Here is a 22,736-nt window from a genome sequence, read left to right on the forward strand (position 1 = left end):
CGTGACCGACACCCTGGCCGAGCACGCCGACCGTGGACTGCGGCCCGGCGGACTGCTCGTCGAACTGACCGGCGTGGGCAAGAGCTACGGCCCGATCCGCGCGCTCTACGCCGTCGACCTGAGCGTCCGCGCCGGCGAGGTGACCTGCGTCCTCGGGGACAACGGCGCCGGCAAATCGACGCTCATAAAGATCATTTCAGGACTTCATCCGCATACCTCGGGTCGCTTGACGGTGGACGGGGTGGAGCGGCGCCTCGGGTCACCCCGGGAGGCCCTGGATCTCGGCATCGCGACGGTCTATCAGGACCTCGCCGTGGTTCCGCTGATGGAGGTCTGGCGCAACTTCTTCCTCGGCTCGGAGCTGGTCGCCGGCCGCTTCCCGCTCGCCGGGATGCGGATCCGCGAGATGAAGCGGATCGCGGATCAGGAGCTCCGCAAGATGGGCATCGTGGTGTCCGACATCGATCAGCCGATCGGGACGCTCTCCGGTGGTCAGCGGCAGTGCGTCGCGATCGCGCGGGCGGTCTACTTCGGCGCCCGCGTCCTGATCCTGGACGAGCCGACGGCGGCGCTCGGCGTGAAGCAGTCCGGCGTGGTGCTGAAGTACATCGCCGCGGCCCGGGACGCGGGGCTCGGCGTCGTCTTCATCACGCACAATCCGCAGCACGCCTACCTGGTGGGGGACCACTTCGTGATCCTCCAGCGGGGCGCGGCCGTGCTCGATGCCCGGCGCGGAAGCGTCACCCTGGCGGACCTGACCACGCAGATGGCCGGTGGCGACGAACTCGCCGAGTTGTCGCGTGAACTGGAACGCCCGTCATGAGAGCCACCCTCGTCATCGGAGTCACCTTCCGTCACGACCGCCTTCGCGATCGGGCTCCATCTTCCCGCGGCCGAGGCCGTTCTGCCAAGGAAAACTTGTTTCCGCAATGCCCTCCACCAGCGACAATGCGGAAACTCTCGTCCGTTCGCGCGGCTCCGACCAGGAGCGGAACGTCGTGACTGCCCGTGCGCAACTGCGGGTCGGCGTGATCGGCACCGGCATGATCGGGCAGGACCACATCCGGCGGATGACCACGGTGCTCTCCGGCATCTCGGTGGTCGCCGTCACCGATGTGGACACCGCCGTGGCCGCCCGGGTGGCGGACTCGGTCGGCGCGGTCGCCCACCCCGACGGCCTGGGCCTGGTGGCCGCCGCGGAGGTCGACGCGGTGGTGGTCTGCTCGTGGGGCGGAACCCACGAGGAGTACGTGCGCGCGGCGATCGAGGCCGGCAAGCCGGTCTTCTGCGAGAAGCCGCTCGCCACCACCCAGGAGGCCTGCCTGCGGATCGTGGCGGCGGAGGTCGCGCACGGCAGCCGGCTGGTCCAGGTCGGCTACATGCGGCGGTACGACCCGGCCTACCGGGCGCTGAAGCAGGTGCTGGAGAGCGGCGTGATCGGGGCGCCGCTGATGATGCACTGCGCGCACCGCAACGCCGGGGTCCCGGCCTTCTACGAGCCGGAGAACACGATCACCGACACCGCGGTGCACGAGATCGACATGGCGCGGTGGATGTTCGGCAGCGAGGTCGCCGCGGTGCGGGTGCTGCGGCCGCGGGCGAGCCGGAACGCGGGGGAGCTGCCGGACCCGCTGCTGCTCGTGCTGGAGCTGGCCAACGAGGTGCTGGTGGACGTCGAGATCTCGGTCAACGTCCGATATGGATACGACATCCGGGGCGAGATCCTGGGCGAGGACGGCACGGTCGCGCTGGGCGATCCCGGGCTGATCTCGGTCCGGCACGCCGGTCACGTCACCAGTCCGGTGCCGCCCGGCTGGCGTGACCGGTTCGGGGCCGCCTACGACGTCGAGCTGCGCGAGTGGGCCGACTCGGTTACCGGTGGGGAGGCGATCGGCGGGCCCGGGGCCTGGGACGGCTATGCCGCCGCGGCGGTCTCGGACGCGGCGGTGCGCGCGCTGCGGACCGGTGAACGCGTCACCGTCGCGCTCGCGGAGCGGCCCGCACTCTATGGCCGGGCGAGGTAGCCGGCACAACGCCGTACGGCGGAAGCAGTCTGGTTTTGATCGGAAGTTTGGCGCGCGGGAGTGCCATCGCCGACGTCGTTGGCGGCGATGACACCCGGCCTCCGGGCGGACTCATCCCGCGTGCGGTGCTGGTTCGCGAGGGTTTCCGGCCCGCCTGGGGCAAGGTTAACTCATTGTTCTTCTTGATCCGCTTGATCATCGGATGTGTCTATTGTCCGAAGTCCGTCGAAGGCCAGCCGCACCACCGTGTCGGCCAGCGCCTCCGGCCGGCCGCGGTCCGGCCGGTACCACTCGACCAGCGAGTTGACCATGCCGAAGAGCAGCCGCGCCGCGGTCGCCGGGTCGACGTCGCGGCGGATCCCGCCCTCCGCCTGAGCCTGTTTGACCAGGTCGGTGACGAGGGTGTCGAACTCCCGGCGGCGGATCAGGGCGTGCTGCTCCACCTCGGTGTTTCCGCGGACGCGCAGCAGCAGCGTGACGAACTCCAGGCGCTCGGCGAGCACCAGGACACTGCTCCGGACCAGCTCCTCCAGCCGCACGGTCGCGCCGGTCTCCGCGTCGCGCACCCGCGTCGCGGCCTCGAACAGGCCGTCGACCGCCCGATCCACCGCCATCGCCAGCAGTTGCTCCTTGCCGGTGACATGGTGATAGAGCGTGGATTTGGTGATGCCGAGCGTCTCCGCGATGTCGAACATGCTGGTCGCGTCGTACCCGTGGGTGTTGAACAGCCGGACCGCGGCGGCCAGCACCGCGTCGACGTCGTGGCCGGGCCGGCCGCGGCGGCGCGGGGCGGGCTGCGCGGTGTCCATGCGGCGAAATATGTCAGACCTGGCGAGGAGAGTCAGCTTGGGGCTTGAATAACCGACCGAAGGGTTGGTAAAACGGTAGGGCAGCCGATCGCAACGGAGCGAGGGAATGACCACACCCGCAGACCTGTACGCATCCCACCGTGAGCTACTCGAGCGCGCGATCGCGGCAACCGCCGCGCGTGACTACTGGTCCGCGTTCCCCGAGTCGCCCAGCAAGTCCGTCTATGGGGAGGACGCGGCGCCCGCCGGTGAGCGGGCGTTCGCCGCCCTCCTCGGCAAACAGTTCCCGGTCGACGTCCCCGGCGCCGCCGGCACGGTGTCCACCGAGCGCTCGCCGTACGGCATCGAGCTCGGTGTCAGCTATCCGAAGGCGGATCCGCTCGCCCTGGTCGCGGCCGCCCGCGCCACGATCCCGGCGTGGCGGGCCGTCGGCCCCGAGGGCCGGGCCGGGGTGGCCGCCGAGATCCTCCGCCGGATCAACGCGCGCATCTTCGAGATGGCGCACGCCGTGCAGCACACCTCCGGCCAGGCGTTCGTGATGGCCTTCCAGGCCGGCGGCGCGCACGCGCAGGACCGCGCGCTCGAGGCGATCGCCTACGCGCTGGCCGCCACCACCCGGATGCCGGCGCGGGCCGCCTGGGCCAAGCCGCAGCGCGGGGCCGACCCGCTGAGCATGGCCAAGACCGGCACGGTCGTCGGCCGTGGCGTCGCGCTGGTGATCGGCTGCACCACGTTCCCGACCTGGAACAGCTATCCCGGCCTGTTCGCCAGCCTGGTCACCGGCAACCCGGTGATCGTCAAGCCGCACCCCGGCGCGGTCCTGCCGCTGGCCATCACCGTGCAGGTGTGCCGGGAGGTGCTGGCCGAGGCCGGCCTCGACCCGGACATCGTCACCCTCGCCGCCGAGGAGCCGGGCGACGGCATCGCGGCGACCCTGGCGACCCATCCCGACGTGCGGATCGTCGACTTCACCGGCTCCAGCGAGTTCGGTGACTGGCTGGAGGCGAACGCGCGGCAGGCCGTCGTCTACACCGAGAAGGCCGGCCTCAACACGGTCGTCCTCGACTCGACGAGCGACTATCGCGGGCTGCTGCGCAACCTGGCGTTCTCGCTCTCGCTCTACAGCGGCCAGATGTGCACCACCCCGCAGAACCTGCTGATCCCGCGCGACGGCATCGACACCGACGCCGGTCACCGCACGCCGGAGGAGTTCGGCGCCGACCTGGCCACGGCGCTGGACAAGCTGCTCGGCGACCCGAAACGGGCCGCCGGGACGCTCGGCGCGATCGTCAACGACGGCGTGCTGGCCCGGCTCACCGAGGCGGCCGGGTCGCCGGGCGTGCTGCACACGTCCGGCCGGGTGGACGACGAGCAGTTCCCCGGCGCCACCATCCGGACCCCGGTGGTGGTGCGGCTCGACGCCGCCGACGAGAAGAGCTACACCCGCGAGTGGTTCGGGCCGGTGTCGTTCCTGATCACGACCGACTCGACCGAGCACAGCCTGCGGGTCCTCACCGAGACGGTGCGGGCGCACGGGGCGCTGACCGCGCTGGTGCACTCCAGCTCCCCGCAGGTGCTGGCGGCGGCCCGGGAGGCGGCGCTGGACGCCGGCGTCCACCTGTCGGAGAACCTGACCGGGGGCGTCTTCGTGAACCAGACGGCCGCGTTCAGCGACCTGCACGGCACCGGGGCGAACCCGGCGGCGACCGCCTCGCTGACCGACGACTACTTCGTGAGCGGGCGGTTCTTCACGCTGCAGTCCCGGCACCACGTGGCACCCGCGGCCACGTCATGAACGGGTCCGGCGGCGGCCTCGGCGGGGTGATCGCGGCGACCTCCTGTCGCGATCCCTTGCAGGCCGCCGCCGGTCCGATCACCCAGGCACGGCGATCCAGACACGACGATCCCACGGACAGAGGCAGCACAGTGGCAGAGAAGAGGGCGCGCCGTGAGCGGTGAGGAGACCTTCGCGGACACCATCGCGCGCGACCAGCGGGTGGAGCCGCGGGACTGGATGCCGGACGGCTACCGGCAGACCCTGATCCGGCAGATCGCCCAGCACGCCCACTCCGAGATCATCGGCATGCAGCCGGAGGGGGACTGGATCACCCGCGCCCCGACCCTGCGGCGCAAGGCGATCCTGCTGGCCAAGGTGCAGGACGAGGCCGGCCACGGCCTCTATCTGTACTCGGCCGCCGAGACGCTCGGCGCGGACCGGGGCGACCTGACCCGGCGGCTGATCGAGGGCCGGCAGAAGTATTCGTCGATCTTCAACTACCCGACGACGACCTTCGCCGACGTCGGCGTGATCGGCTGGCTGGTCGATGGCGCCGCGATCTGCAACCAGGTCCCGCTCTGCCGCAGCTCGTTCGGGCCCTACGCCCGGGCCATGATCCGGATCTGCAAGGAGGAGTCCTTCCACCAGCGGCAGGGCTACGAGTTGCTGATGACCATGATGGGCGGCTCCCCGGCGCAGCGCGACATGGTGCAGGACGCGGTGAACCGCTGGTGGTGGCCGTCGCTGATGATGTTCGGCCCGCCCGACGCCGACTCACCGAACTCGGCCCGCTCGATGGCCTGGAAGATCAAGCGGCACAGCAACGACGAGCTGCGGCAGCGGTTCGTCGACATGTCGGTGCCGCAGGCCGAGGCGCTCGGCGTCACCCTGCCCGACCCGGAGCTGCGGTGGAACGCCGAGCGGGAGCACTACGACTTCGGCGAGCCGGACTGGTCGGAGCTGCAACGGGTGATCACCGGGGACGGGCCGCTCAACAAGGAGCGGATCGCCCGGCGCAAGCAGGCGGACAGCGACGGCGCATGGGTGCGCGAGGCGGCGGCCGCGCACGCGGCGAAACACGGGAGTGGACGATGAGCGAGGAAATCCGGCACGAGTGGCCGCTCTTCGAGGTGTTCGTGCGGGCCAAGCGCGGTCTCAACCACGTGCACGTGGGCTCGCTGCGGGCCGCCGACCACCGGATGGCGGTGCAGCACGCGCGGGATCTCTACACCCGGCGCAACGAGGGGGTCAGCATCTGGGTGGTGCGCTCCGACGACGTGGTTGCCAATGATCCCGACGACAAGGCGGCGTACTTCGAGCCGAGCGCCGACAAGGTGTACCGGCATCCGACGTACTACGCGATCCCCGACTCGGTTCCGCACATCTGATGGCCTTCGACGATGCGTACGGTGCGCTTACCGACCACGATGACGACGCCCGCTGGGCTTACGGAACAGGCTTCACCGATCCGCTGGCCGGGGTGCCGGCCGACCTGCCGGACGGGGTGGACCGGGCCGACCTGACGGCGTACTGCCTGATGCTCGGCGACGATGCGCTGATCATGTCGCACCGGCTGCAGCAGTGGGTGACCCGCGCGCCCGAGCTGGAGGACGAGCTGGCCCTGGCCAACATCGGGCTGGACCTGCTCGGCCAGGCGCGGCTGCTGCTCACCCGGGCCGGCACGGCCGAGGGTGCGGGCCGCGACGAGGACGAGCTGGCGTACCGGCGGGACCCGCACGAGTTCCGCAACGTCCGGCTCGCCGAACACCCCGACGCGGACTTCGCCCACCTGATGGCCCGCCTGCTGGTCTTCACGACGTGGCGGCTGGCGCTCTTCGACCGGCTGGCCGGCTCGCGGGACACGATGCTGGCCGCGATCGCCGCCAAGGGGGTCAAGGAGCTCACGTATCACCGGGACTACGCCGCGCGGTGGGTGGTCCGGCTCGGGGACGGCACCGCGCTCTCGCACGAGCGGATGGCCGCCGCGGTCGCGGTGACCCTTCCGGCGGCGGGGGAGCTGTTCCAGCCGCACGAGGTCGAGCGGCGACTGGCCGGGGCCGGGGTGGCCGTCGATCCGGCCGTGCTGCGCGACGAGTTCGACGCGGTGCTGGCACAGGTGCTGACCGCGGCGACCATCGACCCCGCCTCCGTGCCGGCCGAGGCTGTGCCGGTCGAGGCTGTGCCGGCCGGGCGCGGCGGGGAGCACACGGCGGAGTTGACCGGGATTCTCGCCGAGATGCAGGAGCTGGCCCGGGCCGTTCCCGGAGGCACCTGGTGAACGCGAAGACAGCGCTGACAGCCGTGGCCGCCGAGACCGCGGAGTGGGTCGTCGGGCAGGTGGTCGATCCGGAGCTGCCGATGGTCACCCTCGCCGAGCTCGGGATCGTGCGGGAGGTCCGGCAGCAGGACGACGGCGTGACGGTGACGATCACGCCGACGTATTCGGGATGTCCGGCGATGGAGAGCATCCGCGCGGACATCGCCACGGCTCTGCGAGGGGCCGGGTTCGGGCGGGTCGAGGTGCGTACCGTGCTGGCGCCGGCCTGGACCACCGACTGGATCAGCGAGACCGGCCGCCGCAAGCTCGCCGAGGCCGGCATCGCACCGCCCGGCGTCGCGCCGAGACGGGCCGCCGGTCCGATCCCGCTCACCCTGACGCCCCGGGCGAGCGCGATCCGGTGCCCGCGCTGCGGGTCGCCGGAGACCGAGGCGGTCGCCGCGTTCGGCGCCACGGCCTGCCGCGAGCTGCGGCGCTGCCCGGCCTGCCGGGAGCCGTTCGAGCACATGAAGGAGATCTGACGTGGCGATCGGTGGGTTCCACGCGCTGCGGGTCGCCGCGGTCGACCGGCTCTGCGCGGACGCCGTCGCGGTAACCCTGGACGTGCCGGGCGAGCTGGCCGAGCGGTTCGCGTTCCGGCCCGGGCAGTCGCTGACCGTGCGCCGCGCCGACGAGCGGCGGACCTACTCGATCTGCGCGCCGGCCGGTGGCGCGCCCCGGATCGGGGTGCGCGAGGTGCCCGGCGGGGTGATCTCCGGCTGGATCGTGCACGACCTGCGGCCCGGCGACGAGCTGGAGGTCGCGCCGCCGTCCGGGACGTTCACGCCGGACCTGACCGCGGGTGGGCGGCACGTGCTGATCGCGGCCGGTTCCGGGATCACGCCGGTGCTGTCCATCGTCGCGTCCCTGCTGCGGGAGCCGGACGCCGAGGTGGTCCTGCTCTACGGCAACCGGCGCACCGACACGGTGATGTTCGCCGAGGAGCTGGCCGACCTGAAGGACCGGTATCCGGCCCGGCTCGAACTGGTGCACGTGCTGTCCCGGGAGCCGCGCGAGGCCGACCTGTTCTCCGGCCGGCTGGACGCGGCCCGGCTGCGGGAGCTGTTGCCGCTGCTCATCGACGTCGCCGCGGTCGAGCACTGGTGGCTGTGCGGGCCGTTCGGGATGGTGACCGACGCGACCGGGGTGCTCGCCGAGGCCGGGGTGGCACCCGAGCGGATCCATCGGGAGCTGTTCTGGGTGGACGAGGCGCCGCCCGAGCCGGTCCGGCCGGAACCCGAGTCGCGCGGGCCGAGCAGCGAGATCACCGTGCGCCTGGACGGCCGGGCCACCACGGTCACCGTCGAGGAAGGGATGACGGTGCTCGACGGGGTGCAGCGGTCCCGGCCGGATCTGCCGTTCGCGTGCAAGGGCGGCGTCTGCGGGACGTGCCGGGCGCGGGTGGTCGAGGGTGACGTGACGATGCGGCGCAACTTCGCGCTGGAGGCGGCGGAACTGGCGGCGGGGTTCGTGCTGACGTGCCAGAGCCTGGCCACCTCACCGAAGGTCGTGGTCGACTTCGACGAGTGATCCGGGGCTCCGGGGCCAAGGACGGGCGAGCGGGGTGCGCCGCGCGGGGTCCGCGGCGAGGCGGGGGCTGGGCTCGTGCAGTGGGCCGAGACGCCCCGTGCGTCTCGGCCCGGGTGGGTTACTCCGGGATCTGGGCCAGGGCGAAGATCTGGCTCTCCTGCGGGCCGTCGGTCGGGGTGAAGAAGACCGTCTCGATGCTGACGACCGTGAAGCCGTGCGCCTCCAGGACCGCCTTGAGGTCCGGCTCCAGGTAGCCGGAGACGGTCACCGGGACGCCCATGAACTCGATCGGGATGCTGTCGGCGTCGAAGTTGACCATGCCGAGGGCGAAGTAGCCGCCCGGCTTGAGCCAGCCGACGACCTTGTCGAACGTGCGCTCGATGTCGGCCTTGCTCAGCATCAGCAGGGAGAAGAACGCGGTCACCGCCTCGAACTGCCCGAAGTCGGCGGGCAGCTCGGCGAAGTTCGCGTGCACGAACTCGGCCGCGGGCACCTGTTCGCGGGCCAGGCGCAGCATCCCCTCGGCGATGTCCACACCCACCACGCGGTGATCGGACTCGGTCAGAACCTTGGCCGTGGGGACACCGGTGCCGCAGCCCAGATCGAGCACCGAGGCACCGGCCGGCAGTGTCGTGCTGATCTCCTCGATCAGCGCCGCCTGGAACGGATTATGGCTATGTTCGCCCTGGTACTTCTCAGCGAGTTGATCGAAAACCTCCATGGGCGAACGCTACCGCGCCCGGATGCTCCACAATAGAAGATGATCGGCTTCAAAACAGCCGGGTCACGCCTTCGGTGGCGATCCGCTCGTCGAGCCGGGAACGATCGAGGTTCGCGCACAGCACGATCGACGCTCCGGCGGTCAGCGGGGCCAGCAACCAGATCAACGGTTCCTCCGACGCGCCGGTCTCGATCAGCACCCGGTCGCCGTGCACGATCCCGCGCGACCGGGCGATTCCGGCCGCGGTCGCCCCGTACTCCCCGAACGTGGTGCCGTCCGGGATCGCCGCCGCGGCGGCCCCGGCGCGATCCGGCGGCGGCGTCGCGCCCAGATGCGCGCGCACGGCCGGCGGAAAATCCCGATACCCCTTCGGTACGGCGTCGGCCGGCGCCCCGTGCGGCGCCAGTCCCAGCACGAACTGATGCGTGGCCGGCGGCACGTCGTCCAGCCAGTTCCCGACCCGCCGCCGCTCCACGAACGTCACGTCCAGCGCCGGCCCGGCATTGCTCAGCCCGGCCGTGCTCCAGCCCCGGAACGACACCTCGAGCCCGGCCGACCACGCCCCGAGCAGCACCGCCGCGGTCTGCCAGTGCGGCGGCAGCATCACCCCGGCCCGGCTCCCCGGCCGCAGCCCGCACTCGCCGGTGAGCAGCGCCGCGGTCGCCGCACTCCAGCCGCCCAGCTCGGCCGCGGTCAGCCCGATCCGTTCCCCGGTGGCGTCGTCGTAGAACGTGATCAACTCGCCGGGGCGCCGCTGTTCGATGCCGTTCATCGCCGCCCAACCTACCCACCCGTGCCGGTCCTCCGGCCGCGGTGTCCCACGATGGTGCGACGATCCGCCGGCGGCGGGAGAGTCAGGCGGCGTGGCGGAATTCGGTCAGTTCGCGGGCCTCGGCGGCGTAGCGGGCGAGCAGGTGGACCGTCGCCGGCCCGGCCTCCCCGTCCGCCGCCAGGCCGACCCGGATCTGGAACGCCCGCACCGCCTCGGTCAGGTCGGCCGCCGCCGGCCCCACCTCGACGCCGAAGTCCGCGAACAGCTCCCGCAGGCTCGCCGGGTCGGCGGTCGGCGCGGTCTCCGACCAGCCGATCAGCCCGCCGACCGCGGTACCGACCATGGTGAGCACACCTCGTGCGGTCATCGCTACCTCCCGATTCGCTGTGTTACTCCAGCATCGGGATTCCCGCTGTGCCTGACATCTGCCGACGGTCTCTATCACCTGTGCCTATCTACTACTTTCGGCCGATCCGCTCGGAGCGGACAGGGCCGCGCGGAACAGGCGGGCGGCTTCGGCCAGGTCCGCCGGGGGATAAAGCGAAAAACTGAGGCGTACGTGGTCAGCCCCGTCACCCCCGTCCCCGGCGAAGAACCGCGTCCCGTCGAGGAACGACACGCCCCGAGACTCGGCCTCCGGCAGCAGCGACGCCGCGGTCCACGGCGCCGGCAGCCGCAGCCAGAGGAACCATCCACCGGCCGGGGCCGGCACCCCGAGTCCGCCCGCGAGCGCGTCCCGCTGGGCGCGATACGCCTCGCGGATCGTCGCGAGATGGTCGGCATAGGCGCCGGACGATCCGAACACCGCCATCGTCATCGCGGTGGTGTGGTTGACCCCGCCACCGCTGTCCACATACCCGAGGTCGGCCAGCCGCCGGATCAGTGCCGGAGCCGCGTTCACCCAGCCCAGACGCAGGCCGGGCGCGACCGTCTTGGCGAACGACCCGATCCGTACGACGAAGTCGGCCCCTCGGGCGAGATCCCACAGCGCGGGTGGCGGGCTCCCGTCGTACGCAAGCTCCCGGTATGTGTCGTCCTCGACAACCGTGAGCCGGGCCGCCTCCGCGACCCGCAGCAAAGCGTCCCGTTCCGCGGCCGTCAGGCTGCGACCGGTCGGGTTGCCGAAGGTCGGCACCAGATAGAGCAGCGACACCCGATGCCCGGTCCGCCGCAGGTCACCGACCTGCGCCTCGATCGCGGCGGCGTCGCCGGCCGGCGCCCGGACCAGCCGGACCCCGCGGTCGGCGAGGACGCGCAGCGCCAGGTGGTACGTCGGAGCGTCCACCAGCACGGTGTCCCCGGGCTCGGTCAGAACCGTGCTGACCAGCGACAACGCGTGTGACGCGCCGGCCGTCACGAAGGTCCGGCCGAAGCCCGCGCCCAGCCACTCGATCAGCGGCGCCGGCCCGGCCGGATGACCGTAGGTGAGCGCCCGCCACCCGGACTCGCGCATCGCCCGCGCGGTCGCCTCGGCCCAGGCGCCGGTGGGCAGCAGGTCCGGCCGCGGATGCCCCCAGCCCAGGTCGAGAACGCCGGGCCGCGCCACGAACTGGGTGATCGGCCGATCATCCGGGGCAGAGTTCCGCACGTGCGACTCCGATCAGCTGACGGGCCTGGGCCGGGGTGACCCCGTATCCGGTCAGCGTGTCACGGTGTTCGTCCCGGATCGAGGCGCACGCCTCGTCGCCGAGGTCGGTGATCTCCTCGTCGCGCCGGTCGAGGGCCACCTCGGGCATCTGCTGCCGGACCGCGGCGACGAAGCGGTCGGCGGCCGGCGCGGCGGCCGACGGGGCCGGCGACGGTGGGGCGACCCAGACCGGGTCCGCGCTCGAACAGCCCGCGAGAAGCACGGCAAACCCCAGGGAAACGGCAATACGACGATAAATCACCGGAAAGACCGTAGAGCAGCCCCCGTGGGACGCCCGGACGCCGTGCCGGACCCGGACGGGGGACACAGCGAAGTCACAGAGCGCTCACCGCTCCGGGACAAAATCCCGCGGCAACGTAGTCGGCATGACCGATCTGCTGAACCGCCCCGCCGACGACCACCGCCAGGCGCCCGGACACCTCTTCCCGATTCCGCCGCTGATGGTGCAGACCCCGCGCGACCCGCGGTGGAAGAGCCGGATCGCCGGCGGCGCCGCGGTCCTGGTGCTGGTCGGCGGGGGCGGCAGCGCCGGCGCGTTCCTGACTGAGCGGTACCTGAACGGCGGCTCGGCGTCCGCTGCGAGCAGCACCTCCGGCACGACGGTCGCGGCCACCACGATCACCGAGGGCGACGAGCTGGCCCCGATGGTCGCCAAGGTCCAGCCGAGCATCGTGACCGTGCTCGTCGACAGCACCCAGGAGTCGTCGCTCGGCTCCGGCGTGGTGCTCAGCGCGGACGGTCTGATCCTCACCAACAACCACGTGATCTCCTCGAACGGCACGGTCAGCGTGCGGCTGTCCGACGGGCGGACCGTGCCGGCCAAGGTCGTCGCCGCCGACACCACGCACGACCTCGCGCTGGTCCAGGCGACCGGGCTGACCGGGCTGACGCCGGTCACGTTCGGGACCGACGACAGCCTCGCGGTCGGCGACACCGTGCTCGCGTTCGGCGCGCCGCTCGGCCTGGAGGGCACGGTGACCTCGGGCATCGTCTCCGCCAAGGACCGCAGCCTGGACACCGGCGAGGAGAAGCTCACCGGCCTGCTGCAGACCGACGCCGCGATCAACCAGGGGAACTCCGGCGGCGCGCTGGTCGACACGGCCGGCCAGGTGGTCGGGATCAACGTCGCCATCGCCACCTCCGGCGACAGCACCGGCAGCGTCGGGCTCGGCTTCGCGATCCCGGCCGACACCGTGACCAGCGTGGTCAAGCAGCTCGAGGCTCAGATCGACAGCTGACTGCCGGATCCGAACCAGCGGTTCAGCGCGGCGGTCAGCGGCTCGTCCGACCCGTCGGTCCACGCGACGTAGTTGTCCGGGCGGACCAGCATCGCCGAACCCGACGGCAGCGGCGCGGTGACCACGTCGACCCGGTCCCGCCACGGCGCGACCTCCACGGCCAGCGTTCCGGTGTTGTCGACCAGGAGCGGGCGCCCACTGTGCGTGAGCGTGCCGAGCTCGGGAGCGAAGTCGCCGCAATGGTCGTACCGGAAATCGGTCCCGGCGATCAGCGCGGCCAGCCGGCGGACCACCGTCTCCTCCTCCATCAGCTCCGCGAAGAGCGTGCGCAGCGCGGTCACCGCGGGCCCCGGCCCGGCCAGCAGCGCCTGCGCCTGGGTGTGCATGACCACCCGCCCGGCCACCGGCCGCCGCTCCGACTCGTAGGTGTCGAGCAGCCCGGCCGGCGCCCAGCCGGCCACCTGAGCGGCGAGTTTCCAGCCCAGGTTGATCGCGTCCTGCAGACCCAGGTTGAGCCCCGGCCCGCCCATCGCGGAATGCACGTGCGCCGCGTCGCCGAGCAGCAGCACCCGATCCCGGCGATAGCTGTCGGCGATCCGCGAGTTGCCACCGGCGAGCCGCCGCAGCGTGTGCGGCTCGGGCCCGGTCGGCGGGAGCAGCGGCACGTCCACCCCGATCACATAGCTCAGCGCTTCCAGCACCTCGGCCAGCGTCACCGGCTCCGCACCGGCCGGCCGCGCGGTCGTCGACGCGGTGATCAGATTCCGACCGTCCGGGAACGGGGCGAAGGCGACCAGGCCGCGCTCGGTGCGGTGGTGCTGGAACGGCGGGATCAGCCCGTACCCAGGGATCAGCAGCCCGCCGGTGACCGGATCACGGAGACCGTCCGGGACGTCGACCGCGGCGGTCCGGGAAACGGACTGGTCATCGGTGACGCCGGGGAACGCGAACCCGCTCAGCTTGCGGGTGACGCTGCGGCCACCGTCCGCGCCGACCAGGTAGCGGGCCTCGATCCGATAGCGACCGTCCGGACCGTCGACGTCCGCGACCACCCGGTCATCCTTCTGATCCAGACCGGTCAGCTGGTGTCCACCACGGACCTCCACACCGAGCTCGGCGGCCCGCTCGGCGAGCATCGCCTCGATCTTCTGCTGCGACGCCAGCAGGATGTCCATCGGGTTGTCCGCGAGATCGGCCAGCCGCAGCGGGAACGCCGCGAAGATGTGCCCCGGCGCCGGGACGGGTCCGCCGGGGCGGCCGGTCAGGCGCTCGTAGAGTCCGCGCCGGTGCAGCATCGGGATGATCCGGCCGACCAGGCCGTTCGCGCGCTGCTCGGGGGAGGGGCCGGTGCGGCGCTCGATCACGAGAGGGTGGACGCCGGCGAGGGCCAGCTCGCAGGCGAGCATGAGACCGTTGGGTCCGCCCCCGACAATCACAACATCAAAAACCATGATAAAACCCCTTATTGGGTACGGCGTGAGCCGCGCGATCCCCGGATCGAGGAGCGCGGCTGTAGCACATGCTGGAGATCATCGGCGGTTGTCCACAGTGGCTCGCTGTCCACAGGGCACCGACATGATCGTGAACTTCCACGCGATAATTACGGCTGTGGAGGTGGCCCCCCTCAGGGAGGGCGGGCCCTGCTCTCGGCGCTCTGACCTGCGGTTTTGCAATCGGCGCCTGGTCAGGCCGTGCTTGTTCCGGGCGGTAATTCGTCGATCAGGGCCTGGCGGCGCTGCGCTGGGCCGTGCTCGTCGGGCCGTGGTCCGTCGATCTGGGCCCGGCCGGACGCTGCCGTGTCGGGCCGTGCTCGTCGGGCTGCGGTTCGTGGAACTGGGGTCCGGCCGGGCGGCGTTGCGTCGAGCCGTGCCCATCGAGCTGTGCTGGTAAGGCTGGGCCCGTCAGTCGGTCCGGTCGGACGGGCGGCGTCGCGTCGGGCTGGCGCTCGGGTCGGGGTTGACGCGCCGGTCGGGCTGATGCCCGGGTCGGGGTTGACGGGCTGGTCGGGCTGATGCCCGGGTCGGGGTTGATGCGCTGGTCAGGGTTGGGGCAGGCCTGCCCGGATCTGGCGCAGCGCCTCGCTCAGCAGCGCCGGCACCGTGCCCCACCGGTCGCCGCCGCCGTTCAGGAACTGCTGGATGACCACGTCGTTCGCCGCCAGCACCGCTGCCGCGACCAGTTTCGGATAGAGGTCCTTCTCCACGTCGAGCCCGCACCGCTCGGCGACGGCCTGCCCGATCGCGTGGACCGCGTCGCCGCTGCCGCGCAGGATCTCGGCCTGCAGCGCCGGGACGGCCATCATCCGGCGGACGCCGGCCACCCACTCGTCCGGATCCGGCTCCGGATGGGCGAGGACTTCCGGCCCGGGTGCGAACTGCCCGAGCATGGCCTGGGTGATCGAGTCCCAGAGCGGCTCGCCGGCCGGTCGTTCGCGCAGCGTGTCCGCCACGCCGAAGCAGCGGTCGCGGTGCCGGGCCGCGACTGCCTCGGCCTTGCTGGCGAAGTAGTTGTTGAACGTGCGGGGTGACACCCCGGCGGCCGCCGCGATGTCCTCCACCAGCACCTTGTCGTATCCGCGCTCGGCGACGAGCCGGATCGCGGCCCAGCTGAGCGCGGTCCGGGTGGCCTGTTTCTTGGTGTCCCGGAGTCCCATGCGTCCCACGCTACCAAAAAGTGCGTGCCCCGCAAAGTTGCGTGTTCCGCACTTTTCTCAGTCCACTCTCAGCATCGACGAGCGGAAGAGGCGAACGGAAGAGGCGAACGCAGGAGACGAACGCAGGAGACGAGCGGAAGGGGCGAACGGAAGAGGCGAGGGGAGGAGAGCGGAGAGGGTTGCGGGTGGGGGAGACACTCCGGACATGGGGATTGCGGTGACAGTGATCATTGCGGTTGTGGCGGTGCTGGCGGCGGCGATCGTGGTGGTCCGGCGGCGCGGGGAGAGCACGGACAAGAGCGCGGACAAGAGCACGGACAAGAGCACGGGCAAGGCGGGCCGGGCGGCGCTGCGGGGGCTCGCCCGGGATCAGCGGAGCCGCCGCCGCAGCCCGATGCGCGGCATGGACAACGACGGCACCGGCGGCGACTTCACCAGCGACTCGTCCGGAGTCCCGTAGAACGAGCAGACCCCGGGGCGACGGCGAAACCGCCACCCCGGGGAGGCCCGCCGCCCGGGGGGAGGCTCAGCCACCCGGGGAGGCTCAGCCACCCGGGGAGGCTCAGCCACCCGGGGAGGCTCAGCCACCCGGGGAGGCTCAGCCGGCCAGGTGTCCCCAGCGGCGCTCGAGCTCCGGCCAGGTGCCCTGGTCCTCGGCCCGGCCGCCGATCAGCACCACGACCCGGTCGGCCTGGGCCAGCGCCGCCCGCTTGGACGTCGAGCCGACCACGGTCACCCCGTGGCTGCGCAGCGCCCGCCACAACTCCAGCTCGGTGGTCACGTCCAGCGCCGACGACACGTCGTCCGCGATCAGCAGCTCGGTGCGCGGCGCCAGCGCCCGGGCCAGGGCCAGCCGCTGCAGCTGGCCGCCGGACAACCGGGTGCCCTTGTGCCCGATCAGCAGCTGCAGCCCGCCGCCAGAGGCGGTCAGGTCGTGCTCCAGCTGGGCCACCGACACCGCGTCGGCCGCGTCCACCTCGTGTCCGAGCTGGATGTTGTCGGCCACCGTCCCGGACAGCACCCGGGGTAGCTGCGCCACGTAGCCCACCTGGTTCGGCCGCAGGAACAGCTCCGGGTCGCGGACCGGCTCGCCGTTCCACCGCAGGTCGCCGGTGTGGTGCACGATCCCGGCGAGCGCGCGCAGCAGGGACGACTTGCCGGAGCCGACCGGGCCGACGACCAGCACCAGCTCGCCGCGGTCCACGGTCAGGTCCACATCCCGTACCCCCTGGGCGCCGTTCTCGTGGACGGCGCTGAAGCCGCGCAGCTCCAGGGTGCGCAGCGGATTTCGCGCCGCCACCGGCGGAGCCGGTGCCGTGCCGGCCGAGATGTCCACCCCGGGCACGTCCGAGGAGTACGCCCCGGCGCCCGCCATCGCCACCGTCCGGGCCGTCCAGACCCGGGCCGACGGGAAGTGCGAGACCAGCGACGCCGTGGTCCACGCGAACCACCGCGCCGAGCCGAGCGTGGCCACCGCGATCAGCGTCGCCGCCGAGGTGAGCCGCCCGTCCAGGTACATCGCCCAGACCGCGATCGGCAGCAGCCCGCTGGCGACCGACGGGGTCGACCGCGCCCAGACCTGGATCGCGATCTCCCGCCACTGCAGCTCGCTGCGGCGCGCGTCGAGCCGGGCCAGGTGGGCCAGCACCGGACCGGTCGCGCCGGCCAGCTTCACCGTGCGCGCCGCGGACAGCGACGACACCAGCGAGGTCGCGAACGCCGCGCGGGCCGCCACGGTCCGCCGGGCGGCCTGCTCCAGCCGCGGCCCGAACAGGGTCGCGGCCAGGCCGGACACCAGCATCGTGCCGACGAAGAACAGGGCCGGTACGAACGACTGCGAGGTCGCCGTCATGGCGATCACGGTCAGCAGGGCGACACCGTTGTCGATCAGGTTGTCGGCGAGCATCACCACCCGCTCGGTGTCCCCGCCCTGCGCGACCACCTCGGCCGGGGTGTACTTGCTGACCCGGCGCGGGCCGATCTGGCCGTGCACCAGGCGCAGGCTGATCCGCAGCATCTGCCGCACCCACCACTCCGGGAACCAGGCCCCGGTGTAGTAGAGCGTCGGGATCAGCACGAGCAGCGCCGCCGCGATCCCGGCCGCCGGCAGCATCGGGTTGCCGACGCCGTCGACGACGTCCGCCCAGAGCAGCGGCAGGATCGCGCCGTCCAGGCCGAACAGCACCATCAGCACGAACAGGCTGACCGCGCCGAGGCCGTACCGCGCGTCGTTGGTGGCCAGCCGGGCGATCTCGCGCATCGTCCGGGTCGGCTCCGGCACGGGCAGCGGCGGCGGCTCCACACTGGGCAGCGGGTTGCCGAGCGCGTCCGGGCCGAGCTCCACCTTGGCCGCGGCGTCCCAGTCGTGGTCCTCTTCGACCAGGGCGACGCCGCCCGCACCCGGGCCGGGCGCGGCCGGGACGGCGAGGTTGCTGCTCGCCATCAACTCGGCGAACCGCCGTGACTCGCGCAGCGGCCCGGCCTCCAGGACCTGGCCGTCGGCGAGCACCACGACCTCGTCGCAGCGCTGCACCGAGGAGAGCCGGTGCGCCACGATGACGCCGATGCGGCCCTCCAGCAGCCGGTCGGTGGCGCGCTGCACCCACGACTCGGTGACCGGGTCCATCCGGGCGGTCGCCTCGTCCAGGATCACCACCTGCGGGTCGCGGACCAGGATCCGGGCGAACGCGACCAGCTGCTCCTGACCGGCGGAGAGCTTGTAGCCGCCCTCGCCGAGCTTGGTGTCGATCCCGTCCGGCAGCCCGCTGACCCAGGCGGACAGGCCCAGCTCGTCGAGCGCCGCGGCGGCGCGGGGCTGCAGTTCCCCGTCGAACAGCGCGATGTTCTCGGCGAGCGTGCCGGCCAGGATCTCGGTGCGTTGCGGCACGATCGCGGTCCAGCGCCGCAGCCCGTCGACGCCGATGTCGTTGAGGTCGGCGCCGCCGAGGAAGACCGTGCCGGGCGGCACGTCGACGGCCCGGGTGAGCACTTTGGCCAGGGTGGACTTGCCCGATCCGGTCCGGCCGATCAGCGCGTACGACCGGCCGCGCGCGAAGGTCAGGCTCACGCCGCGCAGCGCCGGCGGCCGGCCGCTGTCCGCCTCGCCGTAGCGGAACGTCAGGTCCCGCACGGTCAGGTCGCCGTCGACCGGCGGCACGCCCTCGGTCGGCTCCTGCGGCACCTCGCGCAGCATCTGCACGCGGCCCCACGCGCCGAGCGCGTTCTGCAGCTCGGGCACCATCCGGGTGACCTGCTCCAGCGTTCCGCCGAAGCCGAGCGCGAGGAGCCACACCGCGGTCAGTCGCGCGCCGTCGATATGCCCATTGACCAGGGCCCAGGCCCCGACCAACACCAAAACCGCGATTAACGTACGGGTGATGGCCCCGGCCCACATGGTGATCTTCGACGAGGCGCGCCACACGCGGCGCCCGCGGGCCAGCACCTCGCGGGCCCGGTCCGCGAAGAGGCGCTGCACGTACGGCGCGGCCAGGCTGGTCCGCACGTCGTCCTGCCCGTGGATCGCCTCCTCCATCACGGCGGCCAGGTCGGACCAGGCCTCCTCCTCGGAGATGCGCACCGGGGAGATCCGCTGGATCGGCTTGTTCATGGTCACGAAGATCAGGCCGGCGACCGCGATCATCGCGAGCCCGGCCGGCCACCAGACGAAGGTCGTGGTGACGATCGACAGCGTGGCCACGGCCAGCGACTGCGCGATCCGCACGCCGCTGCCGCGCAGCTCGGAGCCGACCTGGTAGACGTCGGAGTCGATCCGGTCGAGCATCTCGCCGACCGGCGTGTTCTCCAGCGTCGGGATGTCCTGGCCGAACGCGACCCGGTTCAGGCCGCGCCGGGCCCGGGCCGCCCAGTCGGCGGTCAGCCGGGCCGCGACCAGCCCGACGAAGATGTCACTGAGCACCGCCGCGCCGAGCGCCACGGCCAGCATGGTGAAGAGCGATACGGACCGGTTGACCAGCACCGACCCGGCCAGCGCCAGCGCCAGCGAGGACCCGGCCGCGCCGAGCACGATCAAGAACGCGGCAAGCGCTGTGCGCCTTCGGGAGGTAGCCCACAGGTCGCGGAGCAGACGCATACGAAGTCCTCAGGACGATGGGGAAGGCGGTGACCCCATCCTGCGCAGTCCATGCACGCCGCCTCAACCGGTTTATTCCCGGCACTTCACCCACCCGACCCACTACTCCCACCCGACGTGACCACCGTCTCCACCCGCCACGCCGTGGCGCCGAGCGGCCGCGACTCGCGTTGCGGGCTGGCGCTCACGGCTGTTCCGGGCCCACCGGGCGACCGTGAGTGCCAGCTGAGGCCGCGACCGGCGCAGTGGGTCGGCGCCGACCGGCGCGGCGGGCTGGCGGCGTGTGGGGTGGGTGCGGGGTTACTTCTCGGTGTGGAGGGTGAGGAGGGTGATCTCGCTTGGGGCGAAGATCCGGAACGGCGGCCCCCAGAAGCCCGTGCCCCGGCTGGTGTAGAGCTGGGTGCGCTCGGAGTGGCGGGACAGGCCCTGCAGGACCGGCTGGTCGATCCGGACCAGGTAGTGGAAGGGCCACATCTGGCCGCCGTGGGTGTGGCCGGACAGCTGCAGGTCGATGCCGTGCGCGACGGCGCCGGTGATCTGCTGCGGCTGGTGGGCCAGGAGCAGGACCGGGAGTTCCGGGTCGGTGCCGGCCAGGGCGGCCTCGTGGTCCATGTGGTGGCCGGGGACGCCGGAGCCGGCCGCGGTGCGGTCGTCGACGCCGGCGACCACCAGGGTGTCGCCGCCGCGGGTGACGAGCAGGTGCCGGTTGTGCAGCGAGTCCCAGCCGAGCGAGGTCATGTACTCCACCCAGCCCGCGGCGCCGCTCATGTACTCGTGGTTGCCGGTCACGTAGACCCGGGCCATCGACGCGCGGACGTCGCCGAGCGGGGACGCCTGGTCGATGCGCTGCGGCACCTCGCCGTCGGCGATGTCGCCGGTGTGCGCGACGATGTCCGGGTTCAGCGAGTTGATCACGTCGACCACGCCGCGGGACCAGCGGGCCCGGTCGGTCGGGCCGTAGTGGGTGTCGGTGATCAGCACGACGCGCAGGCCGTCCAGCCCGGCGCCGAGCCGGGGGATGGTGACGTCGATCTCGCGCACCCGGGAGACCCGCATCGCCTCGGTGTACCCCCAGATCAGCAGGATCAGGGAGATCACCAGGACCGACGCGGTGACGACGCGCGAGCGGACCGGGTCGGGCACGCCGGCCAGGGCCAGGACCAGGCCGAGCAGCTGACCGAGGACGGACCAGACGAACAGCACCCAGACCACGCCGAGGGTGGTGTCGGCGATCCGGGCGCTGCGGTCGTCATGGCGCCCGTGCCCGCGGAACATCAGCACCGGGAAGATCGCCGCGACCAGCGCGACGACCAGCGTGCCGGCGATGAAGACGGGGGCCGGCCAGGCGTTGCCCGACCAGACCAGGGTGGCCCACGGCACGCCGAACAGCAGCGCGATCACCGCGACCAGGATGACACCGAACCGGGACCTGCCCCGGCGCCGCCGCGGCTCGGCGTCGACCACCGCTTCTTCCACTGACATGCGAGCAAGCATGCCACCGGCGGCCGACAAAAACCCGTGCGGTGGATCAGCTGCGAGCGAACCGGGGGATCTAGCCGGGATCGGAGCCGAGGGATCGGAGCACCGACGACGGCACCACCAGGTCCGCCCGCTCCCGGGTGGTGGCGATCAGCGTGGCGTTCCGCTCGTCGGTGCCGGTCGCCCAGGCCCGCGCCGCGGCCGGCTCCTTGCCGAACCGGACGTGCCGGGCGATCAGCCGCCGCAGCCGTTCCGCCGGGTCGAGATCGGTGTACCAGACCTCGCCGAACACCCCGTGCAGCCCGGCCCATCGCTCGTCCGGGAGCAGCAGATAGTTCCCCTCGGTGACCAGCAGCCGGACCGGGCGGGGCACGCCGATCGCCCCGGCGATCGGCTGTTCGAGCACCCGCTCGAAGCCCGGCGCGTACACCATCTCGTCCTCGTCGGCGAGGAAGCGGCGCAGCAGCGCCGCGTACCCCCAGGCGTCGAAGGTCTCCGGGGCGCCCTTGCGGTCGCGCAGCCCGAGCCGGTCCAGCTCGGCGTCGGCGAGGTGGAAGCCGTCCATCGGCACGTGCGCCACCCGATCGCCGGGGAGCGCGGCGACCAGCGACTCGGCGAGGGTGGTCTTGCCGGCGCCGGGCGGCCCGGCGATGCCCAGGACCGCGCGCCGCCCGTCGGCGGCCAGCGCGCCGGCCCGGTCGACGAGTTCCGCGAACGTGCTCCCCATGCGGATGACCGTAGCGTGGTCGGATCACGGACTCTCGGACCTACCGGACCGTTCGGGCCATGTCGGGCGGGAGTCGGCGCAGTGGAACCTGTCGGAGTCCACAAAGGGCTACCGAGAGGATGCGAATGATCACCCTGGGTTCGATGATCGGCGGGGCGCTGCTCGCCGGTCTGATGGTCAACCCGGCGCCGGCGCCGGCCGGCCCGGTGGCGACCGGGCTGGACAATCCGCGCGGCCTGGCGTTCGGCCCGGACGGCACGCTCTACGTCGCCGAGGCCGGGCACGGCGGCCCGTGCGCACCGGTGCGGCGCGGCGGGCGGATCTGCGCCGGGCCCTCGGGCGCGATCGCCGCGATCCGGAACGGTCAGGTCCGCCGGATCGTCACGAGTCTGCCGTCGCAGGCGTCACCGACCGGCGCGGAGGCGGTCGGACCGGCGGATGTGACCGTGGACGAGGGCGGCACCCCGCGCTTCACCGGGGGCCGGGGCTCGGTGCTGGCCGCCGGGCGCGGGCGGTTCGTGGTGAGCGCGGACGGCAGCCGCCTGGTGCGGATCGGCACCCGCGGCCGGACCAGCACGATCGCCGAGTTCCCGGCGGGCGGTGTGACGTCGGTGGCGCGCGGCCCGGACGGCGCGCTCTACCTGGGCGGGCGGGCCGGGGTCTGGCGGATCGTGCCGCCGGCGCGGCCGGAGCTCTACGCCGCCGGGCCGGCGATCACCGATCTGGCCTGGGGGCCGGGCGGCCGGCTCTACGCGCTGACCGGGGACTCGCTGATCAGAATCGGGCCGCGCGGGACCCGCCAGGTGGTGCTCTCGAAGGGCCTGCGGGCGCCGGGCGGCCTGACCGTCCGCGGCCGTGACGCCTACGTCACCACCTGCGGGACCTGCGCCGGAACCGGCTCGGTGCTCCGGATCAGACTGCGATAAGAAGAAAGAAACCCGATTACGACGG

22 protein-coding genes are annotated in these 22,736 nt (G+C 72.5%); 11 read left to right on the forward strand and 11 right to left on the reverse strand.

What is annotated here, in order from left to right; genetic code table 11:
• Position 1: 1 nt before the first annotated feature.
• Together L3i22_RS15075 and L3i22_RS15080 are read left to right on the forward strand one after the other, a co-directional pair.
• Positions 2 to 823 (forward strand): ATP-binding cassette domain-containing protein, encoded by an 822-nt coding sequence (locus L3i22_RS15075; RefSeq protein ID WP_221327590.1) that lies wholly within the window; start codon positions 2 to 4, stop codon positions 821 to 823.
• 175 nt (positions 824 to 998) lie between these two features.
• Positions 999 to 2,024 (forward strand): Gfo/Idh/MocA family protein, encoded by a 1,026-nt coding sequence (locus L3i22_RS15080; RefSeq protein ID WP_255658247.1) that lies wholly within the window; start codon positions 999 to 1,001, stop codon positions 2,022 to 2,024.
• Positions 2,025 to 2,194: 170 nt separating this feature from the next.
• Here the strand turns inward: L3i22_RS15080 and L3i22_RS15085 are convergent, their stop codons facing one another.
• Positions 2,195 to 2,833 (reverse strand): TetR/AcrR family transcriptional regulator, encoded by a 639-nt coding sequence (locus L3i22_RS15085; RefSeq protein ID WP_221327592.1) that lies wholly within the window; start codon positions 2,831 to 2,833, stop codon positions 2,195 to 2,197.
• A gap of 106 nt (positions 2,834 to 2,939) precedes the next feature.
• On the opposite strand from L3i22_RS15085, the gene paaN reads away from it, so the two are divergent.
• From paaN to paaE, 6 genes are all read left to right on the forward strand, one after another.
• Positions 2,940 to 4,628: a phenylacetic acid degradation protein PaaN gene (gene paaN / locus L3i22_RS15090; protein WP_221327593.1), complete on the forward strand. Its 1,689-nt coding sequence runs from the start codon at positions 2,940 to 2,942 to the stop codon at positions 4,626 to 4,628.
• 108 nt (positions 4,629 to 4,736) lie between these two features.
• Positions 4,737 to 5,705 carry a 1,2-phenylacetyl-CoA epoxidase subunit PaaA gene (gene paaA, locus L3i22_RS15095; protein ID WP_221329970.1) on the forward strand — a complete coding sequence of 323 codons (969 nt, stop codon included), beginning with the start codon at positions 4,737 to 4,739 and terminating at the stop codon, positions 5,703 to 5,705.
• Positions 5,702 to 5,998, forward strand: coding sequence for a 1,2-phenylacetyl-CoA epoxidase subunit PaaB (paaB, locus tag L3i22_RS15100; protein WP_221327594.1), 297 nt, complete (start codon positions 5,702 to 5,704; stop codon positions 5,996 to 5,998). The genes paaA and paaB overlap by 4 nt, the downstream gene beginning before the upstream one ends.
• Complete coding sequence (gene paaC, locus L3i22_RS15105; protein WP_221327595.1) at positions 5,998 to 6,888, forward strand: 1,2-phenylacetyl-CoA epoxidase subunit PaaC; 891 nt, start codon at positions 5,998 to 6,000, stop codon at positions 6,886 to 6,888. Before paaB ends, paaC begins: the two co-directional genes overlap by 1 nt.
• Positions 6,882 to 7,409, forward strand: a complete 528-nt coding sequence (paaD, locus tag L3i22_RS15110) for a 1,2-phenylacetyl-CoA epoxidase subunit PaaD (RefSeq protein WP_370644541.1) — start codon at positions 6,882 to 6,884, stop codon at positions 7,407 to 7,409. Before paaC ends, paaD begins: the two co-directional genes overlap by 7 nt.
• 1 nt (position 7,410) lies before the next feature.
• Positions 7,411 to 8,457: a 1,2-phenylacetyl-CoA epoxidase subunit PaaE gene (paaE, locus tag L3i22_RS15115; protein WP_221327596.1), complete on the forward strand. Its 1,047-nt coding sequence runs from the start codon at positions 7,411 to 7,413 to the stop codon at positions 8,455 to 8,457.
• Between the two features lie 118 nt (positions 8,458 to 8,575).
• Here paaE and L3i22_RS15120 read toward each other — a convergent pair whose 3' ends face one another.
• The 5 genes from L3i22_RS15120 to L3i22_RS15140 form a co-directional block, all read right to left on the reverse strand.
• The gene (locus L3i22_RS15120) at positions 8,576 to 9,178 is read right to left on the reverse strand and encodes a class I SAM-dependent methyltransferase (RefSeq protein WP_221327597.1); all 603 of its coding nucleotides are present in this window, start codon (positions 9,176 to 9,178) and stop codon (positions 8,576 to 8,578) included.
• 49 nt (positions 9,179 to 9,227) lie between these two features.
• Positions 9,228 to 9,950: a TIGR03089 family protein gene (locus tag L3i22_RS15125; RefSeq protein WP_221327598.1), complete on the reverse strand. Its 723-nt coding sequence runs from the start codon at positions 9,948 to 9,950 to the stop codon at positions 9,228 to 9,230.
• Positions 9,951 to 10,032: 82 nt separating this feature from the next.
• The gene (locus tag L3i22_RS15130) at positions 10,033 to 10,317 is read right to left on the reverse strand and encodes a peptidoglycan-binding protein (protein WP_221327599.1); all 285 of its coding nucleotides are present in this window, start codon (positions 10,315 to 10,317) and stop codon (positions 10,033 to 10,035) included.
• A gap of 84 nt (positions 10,318 to 10,401) precedes the next feature.
• Positions 10,402 to 11,538, reverse strand: a complete 1,137-nt coding sequence (locus tag L3i22_RS15135) for a PLP-dependent aminotransferase family protein (RefSeq protein ID WP_221327600.1) — start codon at positions 11,536 to 11,538, stop codon at positions 10,402 to 10,404.
• Positions 11,516 to 11,839, reverse strand: a complete 324-nt coding sequence (locus L3i22_RS15140) for a DUF732 domain-containing protein (RefSeq protein ID WP_221327601.1) — start codon at positions 11,837 to 11,839, stop codon at positions 11,516 to 11,518. The genes L3i22_RS15135 and L3i22_RS15140 overlap by 23 nt, the downstream gene beginning before the upstream one ends.
• 124 nt (positions 11,840 to 11,963) lie before the next feature.
• Between L3i22_RS15140 and L3i22_RS15145 the strand changes: the two genes are divergently transcribed.
• Complete coding sequence (locus L3i22_RS15145; RefSeq protein WP_221327602.1) at positions 11,964 to 12,836, forward strand: S1C family serine protease; 873 nt, start codon at positions 11,964 to 11,966, stop codon at positions 12,834 to 12,836.
• Here L3i22_RS15145 and L3i22_RS15150 read toward each other — a convergent pair.
• Both L3i22_RS15150 and L3i22_RS15155 read right to left on the reverse strand, forming a co-directional pair.
• Positions 12,821 to 14,287: an FAD-dependent monooxygenase gene (locus L3i22_RS15150; RefSeq protein ID WP_221327603.1), complete on the reverse strand. Its 1,467-nt coding sequence runs from the start codon at positions 14,285 to 14,287 to the stop codon at positions 12,821 to 12,823. The two genes, L3i22_RS15145 and L3i22_RS15150, sit on opposite strands and share 16 nt — an antisense overlap.
• A gap of 587 nt (positions 14,288 to 14,874) precedes the next feature.
• Complete coding sequence (locus L3i22_RS15155; protein WP_221327604.1) at positions 14,875 to 15,489, reverse strand: TetR/AcrR family transcriptional regulator; 615 nt, start codon at positions 15,487 to 15,489, stop codon at positions 14,875 to 14,877.
• Positions 15,490 to 15,706: 217 nt separating this feature from the next.
• Here L3i22_RS15155 and L3i22_RS15160 point away from each other — a divergent pair, with 217 nt between their 5' ends.
• On the forward strand, positions 15,707 to 15,949 hold the full coding sequence (locus tag L3i22_RS15160; protein WP_221327605.1) for a hypothetical protein: 243 nt from the start codon (positions 15,707 to 15,709) through the stop codon (positions 15,947 to 15,949).
• 138 nt (positions 15,950 to 16,087) lie between these two features.
• Here L3i22_RS15160 and L3i22_RS15165 read toward each other — a convergent pair whose 3' ends face one another.
• The 3 genes from L3i22_RS15165 to L3i22_RS15175 all read right to left on the reverse strand — a co-directional run bounded on the left by L3i22_RS15165 (position 16,088) and on the right by L3i22_RS15175 (position 21,785).
• Positions 16,088 to 19,579 (reverse strand): ABC transporter ATP-binding protein, encoded by a 3,492-nt coding sequence (locus L3i22_RS15165; protein WP_221327606.1) that lies wholly within the window; start codon positions 19,577 to 19,579, stop codon positions 16,088 to 16,090.
• A 300-nt stretch (positions 19,580 to 19,879) separates the two neighbouring features.
• The gene (locus L3i22_RS15170) at positions 19,880 to 21,061 is read right to left on the reverse strand and encodes a metallophosphoesterase (RefSeq protein WP_255658248.1); all 1,182 of its coding nucleotides are present in this window, start codon (positions 21,059 to 21,061) and stop codon (positions 19,880 to 19,882) included.
• Positions 21,062 to 21,131: 70 nt separating this feature from the next.
• Positions 21,132 to 21,785: a nucleoside/nucleotide kinase family protein gene (locus L3i22_RS15175; protein ID WP_221327608.1), complete on the reverse strand. Its 654-nt coding sequence runs from the start codon at positions 21,783 to 21,785 to the stop codon at positions 21,132 to 21,134.
• Positions 21,786 to 21,910: 125 nt separating this feature from the next.
• Here L3i22_RS15175 and L3i22_RS15180 point away from each other — a divergent pair, with 125 nt between their 5' ends.
• Positions 21,911 to 22,711: a ScyD/ScyE family protein gene (locus L3i22_RS15180; RefSeq protein WP_221327609.1), complete on the forward strand. Its 801-nt coding sequence runs from the start codon at positions 21,911 to 21,913 to the stop codon at positions 22,709 to 22,711.
• Positions 22,712 to 22,736: the final 25 nt, after the last annotated feature.

This window comes from Actinoplanes sp. L3-i22, from assembly GCF_019704555.1.
Lineage (GTDB): Bacteria > Actinomycetota > Actinomycetes > Mycobacteriales > Micromonosporaceae > Actinoplanes.

Excerpts from the sequence above, each read along its gene's own strand:
- L3i22_RS15165 (WP_221327606.1), bottom strand. The coding sequence starts at position 19,579 with ATGCGTCTGCTCCGCGACCTGTGGGCTACCTCCCGAAGGCGCACAGCG.
- L3i22_RS15085 (WP_221327592.1), bottom strand. The coding sequence starts at position 2,833 with ATGGACACCGCGCAGCCCGCCCCGCGCCGCCGCGGCCGGCCCGGCCAC.
- paaB (WP_221327594.1), top strand. The coding sequence starts at position 5,702 with ATGAGCGAGGAAATCCGGCACGAGTGGCCGCTCTTCGAGGTGTTCGTG.
- L3i22_RS15150 (WP_221327603.1), bottom strand. The coding sequence starts at position 14,287 with ATGGTTTTTGATGTTGTGATTGTCGGGGGCGGACCCAACGGTCTCATG.
- L3i22_RS15170 (WP_255658248.1), bottom strand. The coding sequence starts at position 21,061 with ATGTCAGTGGAAGAAGCGGTGGTCGACGCCGAGCCGCGGCGGCGCCGG.
- L3i22_RS15120 (WP_221327597.1), bottom strand. The coding sequence starts at position 9,178 with ATGGAGGTTTTCGATCAACTCGCTGAGAAGTACCAGGGCGAACATAGC.
- paaC (WP_221327595.1), top strand. The coding sequence starts at position 5,998 with ATGGCCTTCGACGATGCGTACGGTGCGCTTACCGACCACGATGACGAC.
- L3i22_RS15155 (WP_221327604.1), bottom strand. The coding sequence starts at position 15,489 with ATGGGACTCCGGGACACCAAGAAACAGGCCACCCGGACCGCGCTCAGC.
- L3i22_RS15145 (WP_221327602.1), top strand. The coding sequence starts at position 11,964 with ATGACCGATCTGCTGAACCGCCCCGCCGACGACCACCGCCAGGCGCCC.
- L3i22_RS15175 (WP_221327608.1), bottom strand. The coding sequence starts at position 21,785 with ATGGGGAGCACGTTCGCGGAACTCGTCGACCGGGCCGGCGCGCTGGCC.
- L3i22_RS15125 (WP_221327598.1), bottom strand. The coding sequence starts at position 9,950 with ATGAACGGCATCGAACAGCGGCGCCCCGGCGAGTTGATCACGTTCTAC.
- paaN (WP_221327593.1), top strand. The coding sequence starts at position 2,940 with ATGACCACACCCGCAGACCTGTACGCATCCCACCGTGAGCTACTCGAG.
- L3i22_RS15180 (WP_221327609.1), top strand. The coding sequence starts at position 21,911 with ATGATCACCCTGGGTTCGATGATCGGCGGGGCGCTGCTCGCCGGTCTG.
- L3i22_RS15130 (WP_221327599.1), bottom strand. The coding sequence starts at position 10,317 with ATGACCGCACGAGGTGTGCTCACCATGGTCGGTACCGCGGTCGGCGGG.